This window comes from Pseudaminobacter sp. Soil_N_29 (assembly GCF_057656055.1).
On the sequence record NZ_JBDGLC010000005.1, the window covers coordinates 88585 to 101647 of the forward strand.

Genomic DNA, 13063 nt, shown 5'->3' on the forward strand with positions numbered 1-13063 from the left:
CCTGCGAAGACACGGGAAGGGATCGAAAGTGACGACAGACAGCGAAGTCCAGGACGACAGCGCCAAATCCACGCGCAAGAAGCCTGCGCGCGCGGTCAAGCCCATCAGCCGGGTGGAAGCCGTCGAACTCTATGGGAAGTCCGGCTACGATCTCGACGCGCATCCGGCACATGCCATCCGTCGCGCCCACCAGCGCGCCACGCTCTGCTTCCAGCAGGTGATGGCCGGCGAGGAACTTTCGCCCACCCAGTTCGCCGCGCTGGCGACGATCCTGCGCTATGGCGAGGTCTCGCAGAACCATCTCGGTCGGCTCACCGCGATGGACCCCTCCACCATCAGCATCGTGGTGCGCAAGCTGCTGAAGCACGGGCTTATCAAGCGCAGCCCTTCCGAAACCGACCAGCGCCTGATCATCATCACGCTGACCGATGCCGGCACGCACTACACGCTCGAGCGCCTCGACCGCAGCCTGGAGGTCGGACGCAAGCTGCTCTCGCCGCTGTCGCCGGAAGAGCAGAAGACCCTTCTCGACCTGCTACACCGGATCGGCAGCGAGGACTGAGCCAGCCCGGCGGGGGCCTTGGCCGGGCACCAATCCGCAAGACTTGAAAAGGAAATTTCGAATGTCGGTTGAACCGAATGGGCCTGCCGCCGGCGGCGACAAACTCGTCATCCGCAATATCGGCCTGCTGCTGAGCGGCGATCTCGCCAACCCGATTCTGGACGCCGACACCATCGTGTGCACCGGCGAGCGCATCAGTGCCGTCGGCAAGGCTGCCGACCTCGACCTCGAGGGCGCCAAGACGATCATCGACGCGCAGGGCTGCGTCGTCACGCCCGGCCTGATCGACAACCACGTGCACCCCGTGGCCGGAGACTGGACGCCGCGCCAGAACCAGATGGGCTGGCTCGACTCTACGCTGCATGGCGGCGTGACCACCGTGATCTCGGCTGGCGAGGCGCACTATCCCGGCCGCCCCCGCGACCTGGTGGGCATCAAGGCGCTGGCGATTGCCGCGCAGCGCAGCTTCGCCAATTTCCGGCCCAGCGGCATGAAGATCATCGCCGGCGCGCCGGTGCTCGAGCACGGGATGACGGAAGACTATTTCCGCGAACTCGCCGAGGCCGGCGTGACGCTGATCGGCGAGGTTGGCCTTGGCGGCGTCAAGGACGGCCCGACCGGCCGGCAGATGATCGCCTGGGCGCGCAAATACGGCATGACGTCGATGACCCACACCGGCGGCCCCTCGATCCCCGGTTCGGGGCGCATCGGCGCCGACGTGGTGCTGGAAGTGGATGCCGACGTGATCGCCCACGTCAATGGCGGCCCGACCGCCCTGCCCGACGATGAAATCATCCGCGTCTGCGAGGAAAGCACGCGCGCGCTGGAAATCGTCCACAACGGCAATCTGCGCACCGGCCTGATGGTGCTGAAGATCGCTCAGGAACGCGGCGAGCTTGCCCGCGTGATCGTCGGCACCGACGGCCCGGCCGGCTCGGGCGTGCAGCCGCTCGGCATCCTGCGCACCATCACCATGCTGGCCTCGCTGGGCGGTGTGGCGCCGGAAGTCGCGTTCTGCTTCGCCTCTGGCAACATCGCGCATGTGCGCAAGCTGGACGATCGCGGCATCGTGGCGCCCGGCCGCGCGGCCGATCTCGTCTTCATGGACCAGGCCCTGGGCGGCGCCGGCAAGGACTTCCTCGACAGCATCACCATGGGCAACCTGCCCGGCATCGGCATGATCATGGTGGACGGCGTGGTTCGCACGGGCCGTAGCCGCAACACGCCCCCGGCAGCCCGGGTTCCTGAGACAGTCGCGGCCTGAGGGCCGCAAGGTTCCGCCGCGAGCGACTAGCCGCGGCGGAACATTCTCGAGGGCTCAGACGAGCCCGTCTTCGCCCTTCACTTCATCCTTGGTCAGCCCGCCGACGCGCGGGTGCGGGCGGCCCGAATCGGTCACCGCGATCGCCACCACGATCTCGTCGTCGCGCGGCGCATCAGGAACACGCACTTCCATGCCGTCGAAGTGGCTGCGCACCTTGGCCGCGTCCTTGTGGCCGAGCGGGATGTCGATCGGCGCGCCGAGGCCGCCACGCTTCTTCGACGAAGGGATCAGCGCCGCGCCCTTGCCTAGGATGTCGCGGAAGGGTGCGCCGAGCTTCGGGTGCAGGATGGCGGCGGCGTGCTCGAGCTCGCCATCAGCGCCAACCACGGCCGCCTTGCCAAAACTCTCGACGGCGGAACCGTCGATGCCCAGGGCAGCGACCGCGCGACGCGGCAAGATGTCACCGAGTTCCTCGCCGATATCGCTGAGCTTGGACAGGTCGTCCACGAACTGGTTCGCATAGGGGTTGCGGATGACCGCGACCGCGGCGGCGCGGCGCGTGGGCGGGTTGACCGGGCGTCCGCCCTCGAACCGCGTCTCCTCAACGACCGTGAAAATCTTGCGGATTTCGACGCTCATCGCAAACCGTCCTCTCCCTTGATGTCCTTGGCCGCCAGGCCGCCGACGCGCGCATGGATTCGCGGGCCCGTCGTCATCGCCAGCACCAGCACGATCTCGTTGGCGCGCGGCGCATCGTTGATGCCCACCTCGATCGCATCGAAATGGCTGCGCACATAGGCGGCATTCACGTGGGCCACCGGAATGTCGATTCGCGCGCCCGGGCCGCCGACCTTCTTGGTGGAGGGAACGATGGCCTTGGTGTCGCCCAGCAGCTCGCGCATCGCATAGCCGCCCGGATTGTGCCACAGCGCGCCGTGTTCCAGCTCGCCCGCACCGCCGACGATGGCGCCCTTGCCATAGGCCTCAATCTCGCCCGCTTCGCCGCCCATGGCTTCCAGCAGCTTCGTGGCCATGGCGAGGCCCACCGGCTTCAGATCTTCCATGAAGCCCGCGATTTCCTCGACATAGCGGCCGGCAAACGGGTTTTCGACCACGGCCAGCACCGCGCCGCGCTTCAGGGGCTTGTCGGCGCGCGGGCCGCCCTCGTGGAATATCTCCTCGACCTGGACGACGAGCTTCTTGATTGGGATGTCTGACATGGGTCCTCTCGAAAAACCGACCAGGCTTGAAACTGGCCTAACTTGTTAGAGTAGCAACAATTAGCGATTGGCGTGGATTGTCAAGCGCCAGACGCCGGCTGGCCTTATATAACGGCTATGACTCCTGTGGGCTGCAATGCACCCCGATTGACAGATTGTTAGACCACCCATAAAGTCATATGAGCACCAACAAGTTGGGATAACCTATACCGCAACGCGTCGGGCTTGAAGCAGTGTTTCCAGGGAGATCATGGGAAGCGGGATGAGAAATTTGTTCAAGAAGTTTGCGATCGCCGGCGTTGCTTTTGCCGCCTCGATCGGCGCGGCCGGCGCGCAGGACAAGGTGTCGGTGGCGGCCATTTCCGGCTATTTCGCACAGGGCTTCGGCGTCTCCATCGTCAACGGCCTCAACAAGGCCAAGGACGAGTTCGGCATCGATCTCAAGCTGGTCGACACCGGCAACCGCGCGCTCGACTATGAAGAGCAGTTCGCCAACCTCGCCAAGGGCGGCCAGTACGACCTCATCTTCGTGATGGGCTGGGAGCTGGTGGACGCGCTGCAGAAGGCAAGTGCGGCCTATCCCGACCAGCGCTTCGTGTTCATCGACGGCGTGCTGGACAGCGACAAGATCGTCTATGCCAGCTTCGCTGAGGAGCAGGGCTCCTTCGTGGCCGGCGCGTTGGCGGGCCTGATCGAGAACCAGGGCAGCTCCTTCGACAAGATCGGCGACGGCAAGGCCATCGGCTTCGTCGGCGGCCGCGACATTCCCGTCATCCGCAACTTCCTCGGCGGCTACGAGCAGGGCGCCAAGTATGCCGCGCCGGACGTCAAGGTGAACGCCGTGTTCGCCGGCACCTTCGATGACCCGGCCAAGGGCAGCGAACTGGCGCTGGCGCTCTACGGCCAGGGCACCGACATCGTCTACAACGTCGCCGGTCCGACGGGCGAAGGCGTGATGCAGGCGAGTGCTGCGGCCGACAAATACTCGATCGGCGTCGACGTCGACATGTGCGGCTCGGCTCCGGGCAACGTGCTGGCCAGCATGCTCAAGCGCGGCGACATCGCCGTCTACACGCTGATCAAGGACGAGGTCGAGGGCCGCAAGGTCACCCCCGGCACCCGCACGTTCGACCTGGCCTCCGGCGGCGTCGAAGTGAAGGTCTGCGACGACATCGCCGCCAACATCCCCTCCGAGATCACCAGCAAGCTGGAAGAGATCAAGCAGGAGATCGTCGACGGCAAGATCGAGATCGTCAAGGCCAAGTAAGGCCGGTTCGGCATCTCTCGAAAGGCTGGCGGCGCCATGCGGCGCCGCCGCCCGCAATCCGGCATATCGGTCCGTGCGGACGCCGGGTTGATCGACCAACCCAACTGTGAGGTCTTTCGTGTCGAACGCATCCTCGACAACGACCGCAGCTCGCCCCGCCGAAAACGCTGTCGAGCTCATTGGCATCACCAAGCGCTTCGGCGCTTTCACCGCCAATGAGAACGTCAACCTCACCGTTCGCCGCGGCGAAATCCACGCGATCATCGGCGAAAACGGCGCCGGCAAAACCACCCTCATGAACATCCTGTTCGGGCTGCTGCAGCCCGACGAGGGAAAGATCCGCATCGACGGGCAGGACGTCGTGTTTGCCGACCCGGCCGCGGCCATTTCCGCTGGCCTTGGCATGGTGCACCAGCATTTCAAGCTCGTGCCGTCGCTTTCGATCGCCGAGAACATCTTCCTCGGCATGGAGATCGTCAACAACGGTCTCATCGACCACGCCGCGCAGATCGAGAAGACCCGCGAGCTCTCCGAGCGCGTCGGCCTGAAGGTCGACCCGACCGAGCGCGTCAGCCTCGTTTCCGTCGGCATCGAGCAGCGCATCGAGATCCTCAAGGTCCTGGTGCGCGGCGCGCGCACCATCATCCTCGACGAACCGACCGCGGTGCTGACGCCGCAGGAGAGCCGCGAGCTGTTCCAGACGCTGCGCCGCTTCGTGGCCGAGGGCATGACCGTCATCTTCATTTCCCACCACCTCGAGGAGGTGATGGAAGTATCCGACACGGTGACGGTGCTGCGCAACGGCAAGCATGTCGCCACCCGCCCGACCGCCGAGCTCACCAAGGCCGATCTCGTGCGCATGATGGTGGGCCGCGACGTCAGCTTCGACCGGCGCCCGCGCGAGGCCACCGAAGGCAAGGTCGTGCTGGACGTGCGCAACCTGTGGGCGCGCGACGAGCGCCGCCTGCCTGCCCTGCGCGACGTGAGCTTCACCGTGCGCGCCGGCGAGATCGTCGGCATCGCCGGCGTCGCCGGCAACGGCCAGACCGAGCTGGCGGAAGTGCTTGCCGGCCTGCGACCCGCCAGCCATGGCGAAGCGTTTCTCAATGGCCGCGACCTGACCCGGCTTTCGCCGGCGGCGATCCGCAAGGCCGGCTTTGCGCATGTGCCGGGCGACCGCATGATCCGCGGCGTCGACGGCGGCGCCTCGATTTCGTCCAACCTGCTCATGGGCCGCCAGCACCGGGCTCCGTGGAGCCGGAACGGCGTGCTAGACTGGAAGGCCACCGACAGGGACGCCGAGGCGATGATCAAGCGCTTCGACATCCGCGCGCGCGGACCGCATGACACCGTCAAGCGGCTTTCGGGCGGCAACATCCAGAAGGTGGTGCTGGCGCGCGAATTCACCAACGACGCGGATTTTCTGCTGATCGACCAGCCGACGCGCGGCGTCGACATTGGCGCCCAGGAAGCCATCCACAGCGAGATCATGAGCCAGCGCGCGGCCGGGCGCGCGGTGCTCGTCATCTCGGTGCAGCTCGACGAACTGCTGACCCTGGCGGACCGCATCCTGGTTCTCTTCAACGGCCGCCTCATGGGCGAGGTCGACGGCAACGAGGCCGACGACGAAACCATCGGCATGATGATGGCGGGGCTCCAGCCCGGCGAAAAGGAACGGGAACTCGCTTCATGAGCGACAGATTGCGCGCATTCTACGGCCAGGCGATAGCCGTGCTCCTGGCGCTTGCCATCGGCGCGGTCATCATCATCCTCGTCGACGAAAGTCCTGTGAAGGTCTTCATGACCCTGCTGCGCGGGGCCTTCGGCGACCAGACCAGGATCGCCGGCACCTTGCTGCAGACGACACCGATCCTGATCTGCGGCGTGGCGGCCTGCGTCGGCCTGCGTGGCGGCATGTTCAATGTCGGCATCGAGGGCCAGCTCTTCCTCGGCGGCTTTGCCGCGGCGCTGGTCGGCTTCGCGCTGCCGCTGCCGCCCGGCCTGCACATGGTCGTCGCCCTTATCGTGGCGGTGCTTGCGGGCGCGGCCTGGGTTTCGATCCCGGCCTATTTCCGCGCGCGCTACAACACCAACGAGGTCGTCTCCACCATCCTGTCCAACTATGTGGCGGTGCTGCTGACCTCCTACTTCACCATCTTTCTCTTCAAGCGTCCCGGCGGCTGGTCCGAAACCCCGCCCATCCTCCCAAGCGCGTATCTGCCGGAGATCTTCTCCTTCTCCCGGCTGAACTGGGGACTGGTCGTCGGGCTGGTGCTGGCGGTCGCGGTCGCCTGGCTGTTCCGCCACACGGCGCGCGGCTATTCGGCCTCCATGGTCGGCTCGGCACCGAAATTCGCCGAATATGGCGGCATCGACGTCAAGCGCCAGGGCTTCATCGTGCTGCTCGCCTCGGGCGCCATCGGCGGGCTGGCCGGCGGCGTCGAGACGCTTGGCGTGCATCACCGCTTCATGGAAGGCTTTGCGCCCGGCTTCGGCTTCGACGGGCTGATCGCGGCCTTGCTGGCCAACGGCTCGCCCATCGGCACGATCTTCACGGCGCTGTTCTTCGGCGCGCTGCGCAGCGGCTCGCTGCTGCTGGAAGTGGACACCAACGCCTCGCGCGAAATCATCACGGTGATCCAGGCGCTGATCATTCTCAGCGTGTCGGCCCAGGTTCTGATGAAGCGGCGCGGTGACAGCACCGCAGGGGAACGTCGATGGAAATTCTAGCCAACCTCGTCAACGTCGCGCTCCTCGTCGCGATGCTGCGGACCACGGCGCCGATCCTTCTGGTGGCGCTGGGCGGTTCCTTCACCACCAAGGCCGGTATCTTCAACATCGGCCTGGAAGGCCAGATGCTGGTCGGCGCCTTCTTCGCCGTGCTGGGCTCGATCTGGTCGGGCTCGGCGCTGGTGGGCGTGGCCTGTGGCGTGGCCGCGGCACTTGTGTTCGCGCTGGCCTTCGCCGTCCTCGTCGTCAGCTTCCGGGCCAATGAAGTGGTGGTCGGCCTTGCGCTCAACATCCTTGCCGGCGGCATGACGGTCTCGCTGATGAAGGCTATCTTCGGCACGCGCGGCTCCATCGTCGGACAGGGCATCGTCGGCCTGCCCAAGGTGCAGATCCCCGGCGCGAAGGCACTGCTCGGCTCATGGGCACCGCTGGTTTCGGGCTACACGCCCATGGTCTATGTCGCGTTCCTCGCCGTGCCGCTGCTGATCCTGTTCTATAAGCGCAGCCGGCTTGGCCTCTACATCCGCGTCGTCGGCGAGAAGCCGGAAGCGGCGGAGGCGCTGGGCATCTCCATTACGCGCATCCGCTACACGGCCTCGCTGCTGTGCGGCCTGCTGGCAGGCCTAGCGGGCGCGCACCTGTCGCTCGGCTACATCACCATGTTCACCGAGAACATGTCGTCCGGTCGCGGCTTCATGGCGGTTGCCATCCTGATCTTCTCCAACGGCGATCCCTGGAAGGTGCTGGTGGGCTGTCTGCTGTTCGGCTTCGCCGACGCCTTTTCGCTGCGTCTGCAGACCTTCGGCTTCCCGTCCTACCTGATCCTTGCGGTGCCATACCTGGTCGCGCTGTCGGCGCTGTTTGCCCTCTCCTACCGCAGCCGGCCCAAGATCATCCGCGAGACCGCGGAAACCATGCGCAGGCTGCTGAGTGCCGACAAGAACCCGGCCTAACGGCCGGACAGGACCATTTTACGCTGAAAGGCTTTTTGACAAATGGAACGCATTATTCTCGACGTGGATTCGGCGGGCGACGACATCCTCGCCGTGCTGTTTGCCGCGGCAAACCCCAACATCAAGCTCGAGGCCATCACCACCGTGACCGGTGCGGCCGGCCCCATCGAGCAGGTGACCAATGTCGTGCTCAACACGCTGTCGCTTGCCGGCCGTGACGACATTCCCGTTTATGCCGGTGCCTGGCGGCCGATCGTCGGCCATTCCAAGGCCGACATGGAAGCGCCGGTGCATTTCGAGAAGCAGCTGACCGAACGCTTCGGCGACCGCCTGAAGAAGTTCAACCCGCCGGCGCCCACGCCCAGGCGGCAGGCGACGCCCGGCCACGCAGTCGACTTCATCATCAACACGGTGATGTCGAACCCCGGCGAGATCACGCTGGTGACCACCGGCCCGCTGACCAATGCGGCCATGGCGCTGCTGCAGGAGCCGCGGCTGACCAAGGCGCTGAAGAACCTGCTGGTGCTGGGCGGCAACTTCCACACGCCGGGCAACATCACGCCGGTGACCGAGTACAACATCTGGGCCGACCCGGAAGCCTCGCGCATCGTGCTCAATGCCGACGTGCAGAAGATCCTCGTGCCGCTCGACATCTGCGAAGACAACCGCGTCGCCACCTCCATGCTGACGCGCAACGACATTGCCGACATGCAGGCGAACGCCAAGGACAACCCGGTTGTCGACATGATCGCCGACGTGTTCCCGATCTATATCGACATCTGGCGCGAGTTCTTCGGTCTCGTCGGCTTCCCGATGGACGACGTGATCACCGTGGCACTTGCCTTCCAGCCCGACCTGGTGACCACGACCGAGCCGCTCTTCGTCGACGTGCTGACCGACGGCAGCGTGGCCCGCGGCCAGACAGTGGCCTATCGCGGCTTCCAGATCCTGCCCGGCGGCGGCCCCAAGACCACGCGCATCGGCACCGACCTCGAGGGCCGGCGCTTCCTCGACATCTTCAAGAATACCATCGCTCGCTACGAGCGGGCAGCATGAACGGCAGCGACATGACCCCTACCCCCATTCTCTTCGACTGCGACCCCGGCCATGACGATGCCATTGCCCTGGTGATGGCGCATCGTTCGCCGGCCATCGAACTGCTCGGCGTGACCACGACCTGCGGCAATGCCGAGCTGGAAAAGACGACCGCCAACGCCCTGCGCATACTCGAATATATCGGCGCGGGCGACGTGCCGGTCGCGGCCGGCTGCCACCGCCCGCTGGCGCGGCCGCTGGTTCTTGGCACCGCCGACGGCCCGAGCGGCCTTGAGGGCTCGCCCTACCTGCCGCAAGCCACCATCAAGCCTGTCGACCAGCATGCGGTCGACTTCCTGGCCGAAAAACTGCTGGCGCGCCCCGAGCCCACCCTGGTGATGGCGACAGGCCCGCTGTCCAACATCGGCCTTCTGCTGCTGAAGCACCCGCACGTCCTGCCCAAGATCAAGGAAGTGATCTGGATGGGCGGCGTGTTCTACCGCAAGAGCGAGATCATCACGCCGACCGAATTCAACGCCTATTGCGATCCCGAGGCGCTGCGGATCGTTCTGGATTCGGGCGTGCCGATCACCATGGTCGGCCTGGACGTGACAATGCAGGTGCTGATCGAGGAGCCGCAATTTGCCGAGCTCGCCAAGATCGACACGCCGCTCGGCAAGCTGGTCAACGACTGGCTGCGCTTCTACGAGAAGCTTCACCGCAACTCGATGGGCGTGGGCGGCGCCATGCACGACCCGCTGGCGCTGGCGCTGGCGATCGACCCGACGCTGGTGAAGACCCGCCCGGCCCACATCGCCGTGGACCTGCAGGGCACCTACACCTTCGGCGCGACGGTCGCGGACTTCTGGGGCGAACGCGGCGAAAAGGACAACGCCCGGATCGCCTATGAGGTGGATGCCGACCGCTTCTTCAAGCTGATGTTCGACCTGCTCAGGGACTAGGCTAGGGGCACAGCCGTCCCTTTGACCGCGGTTGAACTCAGGCCCCGACGCTTTCTGCGCCGGGGCCTTATTTGTTGGTCAGTTCGACAGCAGGTCTCCGAACTGCTTGCGCAGTTCGGCTTTCTGCACCTTGCCCATGGTGTTGCGCGGCAGCTCGGACACGAAGACCAGCCGCTTCGGCTGCTTGAAGCGCGCGAGAGACGTCGCCACCGCAGCCTCGACGGCCGGGCGCGCGGTCTCGTCGCCCACGATGACCGCCACCGGCGCCTCGCCGAAATCGGCATGCGGAAGGCCGATCACAGCGCTTTCCACCACGCCCTCGACCTGGTCGATCACCAGTTCGATCTCCTTCGGATAGATGTTGAAGCCGCCGGAGATGATCAGGTCCTTGGCGCGGCCGACAATGTGCAGATAGCCGTCCTCGTCGATCATGCCGACATCGCCGGTGATGAAGAAGCCGTCCTGGCGGAATTCGGTTTTGGTCTTTTCCGGTAGCCGCCAGTAGCCGGCAAAGACGTTCGGCCCGCGCACCTCGACCCCGCCGATTTCGCCATCTGGCAACGGCTTGCCGCTGTCATCGGCGATGCGGATTTCCGTGCCCGGCAGCGGGAAGCCGACCGTGCCGGCGCGCCGCTCGCCGTCATAAGGGTTGGAGGTGTTCATGCCGGTTTCGGTCATGCCGTAGCGTTCGAGGATGCGGTGGCCGGTGCGCGCCTCGAACTCGACATGGGTTTCGGCAAGCAGCGGTGCGCTGCCAGAGACGAACAGGCGCATATGGCTGACGAGATCGCGATCGAGGCGGTCGCTGGCCAGCAGGCGGGTGTAGAAGGTGGGCACGCCCATCAGCGCGGTGGCGCGCGGCAGGTCGTCGAGGATGGCGTCGGCCTTGAACGCCTGGTGGAAGATCATGCTGCCGCCGACCGCCAGCATGACATTGGTGGCCACGAACAGGCCATGGGTGTGGAAGATCGGCAGGGCGTGGATCAGCACGTCGTCGGCGGTAAACCGCCATTCCGCCACCAGCGCACGCGTGTTGGACAGAAGATTGTTCTGGGTGAGCATGGCGCCCTTGGAGCGCCCGGTGGTGCCCGAGGTGTAGAGCAGAGCGGCGAGGTCGTCGTCGCCCCGGTCGGTCACCGCCGTGAGGGGTTCGGCGGTCGCGATCGCGTCGGCGAAGCTTCCGGTGCTGTCGGCCGAGATGGAAAGCGTGCGGCCGCTGCCCTGCAGCAGCGCGGCGATGTCGGCTTCCTCTTCCGGCGCGCAGACGCACAGCTTCGGCTCGGCATCGCCGAGGAAGAAGCTCACCTCGTCGAGCGTATAGGCAGTGTTGAGCGGCAGGAAGACCGCGCCGACCTGCGCGCAGCCGAAGAACAGCGCAAGCGTTTCCGGCGTCTTGGCAGCATGGACGGCGACGCGGTCCCCGGCTTCCACGCCCTGCGCCCGCAGCACGGCCGCGATGCGGCCGACGAGCGATGCGAAGCCGGCATGGCTGATCACGCTGCCGTCGGCGAGATGAAGGAACGGTTTGGCGTTGTCGCAGTGAATGCCGACAAGCGCGTCGTAGATCGGATTGGCCATGCTGAACCCCGAAGTTTCGGCCGAAGCCTCGCGGCCGCCTAGCTGGCGGCCGGCAAAGCGGCGGCGGTGTTACGCTCCCAAGCGCGTCGCACCAAACCGGAGCATCAGTCAAGCCTCAGCCGGCGGCGCGCAACCCTTTCAGGCGGGCCGGGCCGAGCTTGGCCTCGTCGAGGCCGAAATCGGCGATGCGGGCCGGCAGGGGTAGCCCGCGCACCAGCGAAGCACAGGCCTCGCCCATCGCCGCCGAGGTCTGGATGCCGTAGCCGCCCTGGGCGACGACCCAGAACAGGCCCGCAACCTTCGGGTCGATGCCGCCGACGAGGTCGCCGTCGCAGACGAAGGAGCGCAAGCCTGCCCAGACGCGGGCCGGACGGCCGACGGTGAGCGTGGTCATCTCCTCGATGCGATAAATGCCCATGGCGATGTCGAGATCTTCCGGCTGCACGTCCTGCGGCGCGGTCGGGTCGGCATTGGCAGGCGAGCCGAGCAGCATGCCCGCATCGGGCTTCACATAGCAGTTCTCCTCGGCGTCCATGACCATGGGCCAGCGCGAGATGTCCATGCCTGCTGGCGGCGCGAAGATGAAGGCGCTGCGCCGGCGCGGCTCGAGCCCCAGCGGTTCCGCGCCAAACAGCTGGCCGATCTCGTCGCCCCATGCGCCGGAAGCGTTCACCACGATGGGCGCGACATATTCCTTGCCCGAGGCGACGACGCGCCAGTCGGCGCCCGAGCGCTCGGCGGCGGTCACCTCGGCGTTGCACACGACCGTGCCGCCCGCCTGGCGCAGGCCGCGCAGATAGCCCTGGTGCAGCGCATGCACGTCCATGTCGGCCGAGTCCGGATCGTAGACGCCGCCCACCGCCATTTCGGGCCGGAGCACCGGGACCATTGCCTGCACGGCCGCGGCGTCGAGGCGCGAGCCCGTGGCGCTGACGGCGCGGATGATTTCCTCATGCTCGTCCAGCATGTGCGCCTTGTCAGCCGAAGCAACGACCAGCGCGCCGCGCGGCGACAGGATGGGGAACTCGGCGAAGCCGGGCGGGGTGGCTTCGAGGAAAGCCCTGCTGGCCAGGGTCAGCGCGCGCACCTGCTGCGTGCCGTAGCTTTCGCTGAACAGGGCGGCCGAACGCCCGGTGGAGTGATAGCCCGGCTGGCTCTCGCGCTCGAGAAGAACGGTCTTCACATGCGGTGCCAGCCAATAGCCGATGGAGGCGCCGGCAATGCCGCCGCCGATGACGATCACATCGGCTTTCATCGCACCCGCTTGTTCTGACATCACGAAAAGGCTCCTCTCCTATGCGGCGGGCCCGACCGCGTTCGCCGGAAAACCCGCAATCTCAATAAGGCAAGATTTCCCATGTGCAAATCGATTTCAGAACCGGAAAACGGCTCCAGCCCGGCCGGCACGTCGCCTGAAGGCATCATTGCGCGGGGAGAAATGTGAAATCCTTGCATGCCGCGGCAAGAAGCCCCCGTTACCCACCGGCACCCG

The 13063-nt window shown here is 66.1% G+C and carries 12 protein-coding genes; 8 read left to right on the forward strand and 4 right to left on the reverse strand.

Annotated features, from left to right (window positions below; genetic code table 11):
• Positions 1-103 precede the first annotated feature (103 nt).
• Positions 104-562, forward strand: a complete 459-nt coding sequence (locus AC3A4H_RS13215) for a MarR family winged helix-turn-helix transcriptional regulator (RefSeq protein ID WP_487767307.1) — start codon at positions 104-106, stop codon at positions 560-562.
• 61 nt (positions 563-623) lie between these two features.
• Positions 624-1826 (forward strand): amidohydrolase family protein, encoded by a 1203-nt coding sequence (locus AC3A4H_RS13220; RefSeq protein ID WP_487767068.1) that lies wholly within the window; start codon positions 624-626, stop codon positions 1824-1826.
• A gap of 54 nt (positions 1827-1880) precedes the next feature.
• On the opposite strand, the gene AC3A4H_RS13225 is transcribed toward AC3A4H_RS13220, so the two are convergent.
• Positions 1881-2465 carry an amino acid synthesis family protein gene (locus tag AC3A4H_RS13225; RefSeq protein ID WP_487767069.1) on the reverse strand — a complete coding sequence of 195 codons (585 nt, stop codon included), beginning with the start codon at positions 2463-2465 and terminating at the stop codon, positions 1881-1883.
• The gene (locus AC3A4H_RS13230; protein WP_348779990.1) at positions 2462-3046 is read right to left on the reverse strand and encodes an amino acid synthesis family protein; all 585 of its coding nucleotides are present in this window, start codon (positions 3044-3046) and stop codon (positions 2462-2464) included. The genes AC3A4H_RS13225 and AC3A4H_RS13230 overlap by 4 nt, the downstream gene beginning before the upstream one ends.
• 262 nt (positions 3047-3308) lie before the next feature.
• Between AC3A4H_RS13230 and AC3A4H_RS13235 the strand changes: the two genes are divergently transcribed.
• The 6 genes from AC3A4H_RS13235 to AC3A4H_RS13260 all read left to right on the forward strand — a co-directional run bounded on the left by AC3A4H_RS13235 (position 3309) and on the right by AC3A4H_RS13260 (position 9993).
• Positions 3309-4313, forward strand: a complete 1005-nt coding sequence (locus tag AC3A4H_RS13235) for a BMP family lipoprotein (RefSeq protein WP_348779991.1) — start codon at positions 3309-3311, stop codon at positions 4311-4313.
• Positions 4314-4431: 118 nt separating this feature from the next.
• Positions 4432-6006 carry an ABC transporter ATP-binding protein gene (locus tag AC3A4H_RS13240; protein ID WP_487767070.1) on the forward strand — a complete coding sequence of 525 codons (1575 nt, stop codon included), beginning with the start codon at positions 4432-4434 and terminating at the stop codon, positions 6004-6006.
• A complete protein-coding gene (locus AC3A4H_RS13245; protein WP_487767071.1) occupies positions 6003-7043 on the forward strand; it encodes an ABC transporter permease in 1041 nt (346 codons plus the stop codon). Before AC3A4H_RS13240 ends, AC3A4H_RS13245 begins: the two co-directional genes overlap by 4 nt.
• Entirely contained in the window at positions 7031-7996 is a 966-nt protein-coding gene (locus AC3A4H_RS13250; protein WP_487767072.1) for an ABC transporter permease, read from the forward strand. Before AC3A4H_RS13245 ends, AC3A4H_RS13250 begins: the two co-directional genes overlap by 13 nt.
• Positions 7997-8038: 42 nt before the next feature.
• A complete protein-coding gene (locus AC3A4H_RS13255) occupies positions 8039-9052 on the forward strand; it encodes a nucleoside hydrolase (RefSeq protein ID WP_487767073.1) in 1014 nt (337 codons plus the stop codon).
• The gene (locus AC3A4H_RS13260; RefSeq protein WP_487767074.1) at positions 9049-9993 is read left to right on the forward strand and encodes a nucleoside hydrolase; all 945 of its coding nucleotides are present in this window, start codon (positions 9049-9051) and stop codon (positions 9991-9993) included. The genes AC3A4H_RS13255 and AC3A4H_RS13260 overlap by 4 nt, the downstream gene beginning before the upstream one ends.
• 78 nt (positions 9994-10071) lie before the next feature.
• Here the strand turns inward: AC3A4H_RS13260 and AC3A4H_RS13265 are convergent, their stop codons facing one another.
• Together AC3A4H_RS13265 and AC3A4H_RS13270 are read right to left on the reverse strand one after the other, a co-directional pair.
• Positions 10072-11571, reverse strand: coding sequence for a malonate--CoA ligase (locus tag AC3A4H_RS13265; protein WP_487767075.1), 1500 nt, complete (start codon positions 11569-11571; stop codon positions 10072-10074).
• A 115-nt stretch (positions 11572-11686) separates the two neighbouring features.
• Entirely contained in the window at positions 11687-12847 is a 1161-nt protein-coding gene (locus AC3A4H_RS13270) for an NAD(P)/FAD-dependent oxidoreductase (protein WP_487767076.1), read from the reverse strand.
• Between the last annotated feature and the right edge of the window lie 216 nt (positions 12848-13063).

Excerpts from the sequence above, each read along its gene's own strand:
- AC3A4H_RS13270 (WP_487767076.1), bottom strand. The coding sequence starts at position 12,847 with ATGTCAGAACAAGCGGGTGCGATGAAAGCCGATGTGATCGTCATCGGC.
- AC3A4H_RS13225 (WP_487767069.1), bottom strand. The coding sequence starts at position 2,465 with ATGAGCGTCGAAATCCGCAAGATTTTCACGGTCGTTGAGGAGACGCGG.
- AC3A4H_RS13220 (WP_487767068.1), top strand. The coding sequence starts at position 624 with ATGTCGGTTGAACCGAATGGGCCTGCCGCCGGCGGCGACAAACTCGTC.
- AC3A4H_RS13250 (WP_487767072.1), top strand. The coding sequence starts at position 7,031 with ATGGAAATTCTAGCCAACCTCGTCAACGTCGCGCTCCTCGTCGCGATG.
- AC3A4H_RS13245 (WP_487767071.1), top strand. The coding sequence starts at position 6,003 with ATGAGCGACAGATTGCGCGCATTCTACGGCCAGGCGATAGCCGTGCTC.
- AC3A4H_RS13265 (WP_487767075.1), bottom strand. The coding sequence starts at position 11,571 with ATGGCCAATCCGATCTACGACGCGCTTGTCGGCATTCACTGCGACAAC.
- AC3A4H_RS13230 (WP_348779990.1), bottom strand. The coding sequence starts at position 3,046 with ATGTCAGACATCCCAATCAAGAAGCTCGTCGTCCAGGTCGAGGAGATA.
- AC3A4H_RS13235 (WP_348779991.1), top strand. The coding sequence starts at position 3,309 with ATGAGAAATTTGTTCAAGAAGTTTGCGATCGCCGGCGTTGCTTTTGCC.
- AC3A4H_RS13255 (WP_487767073.1), top strand. The coding sequence starts at position 8,039 with ATGGAACGCATTATTCTCGACGTGGATTCGGCGGGCGACGACATCCTC.
- AC3A4H_RS13260 (WP_487767074.1), top strand. The coding sequence starts at position 9,049 with ATGAACGGCAGCGACATGACCCCTACCCCCATTCTCTTCGACTGCGAC.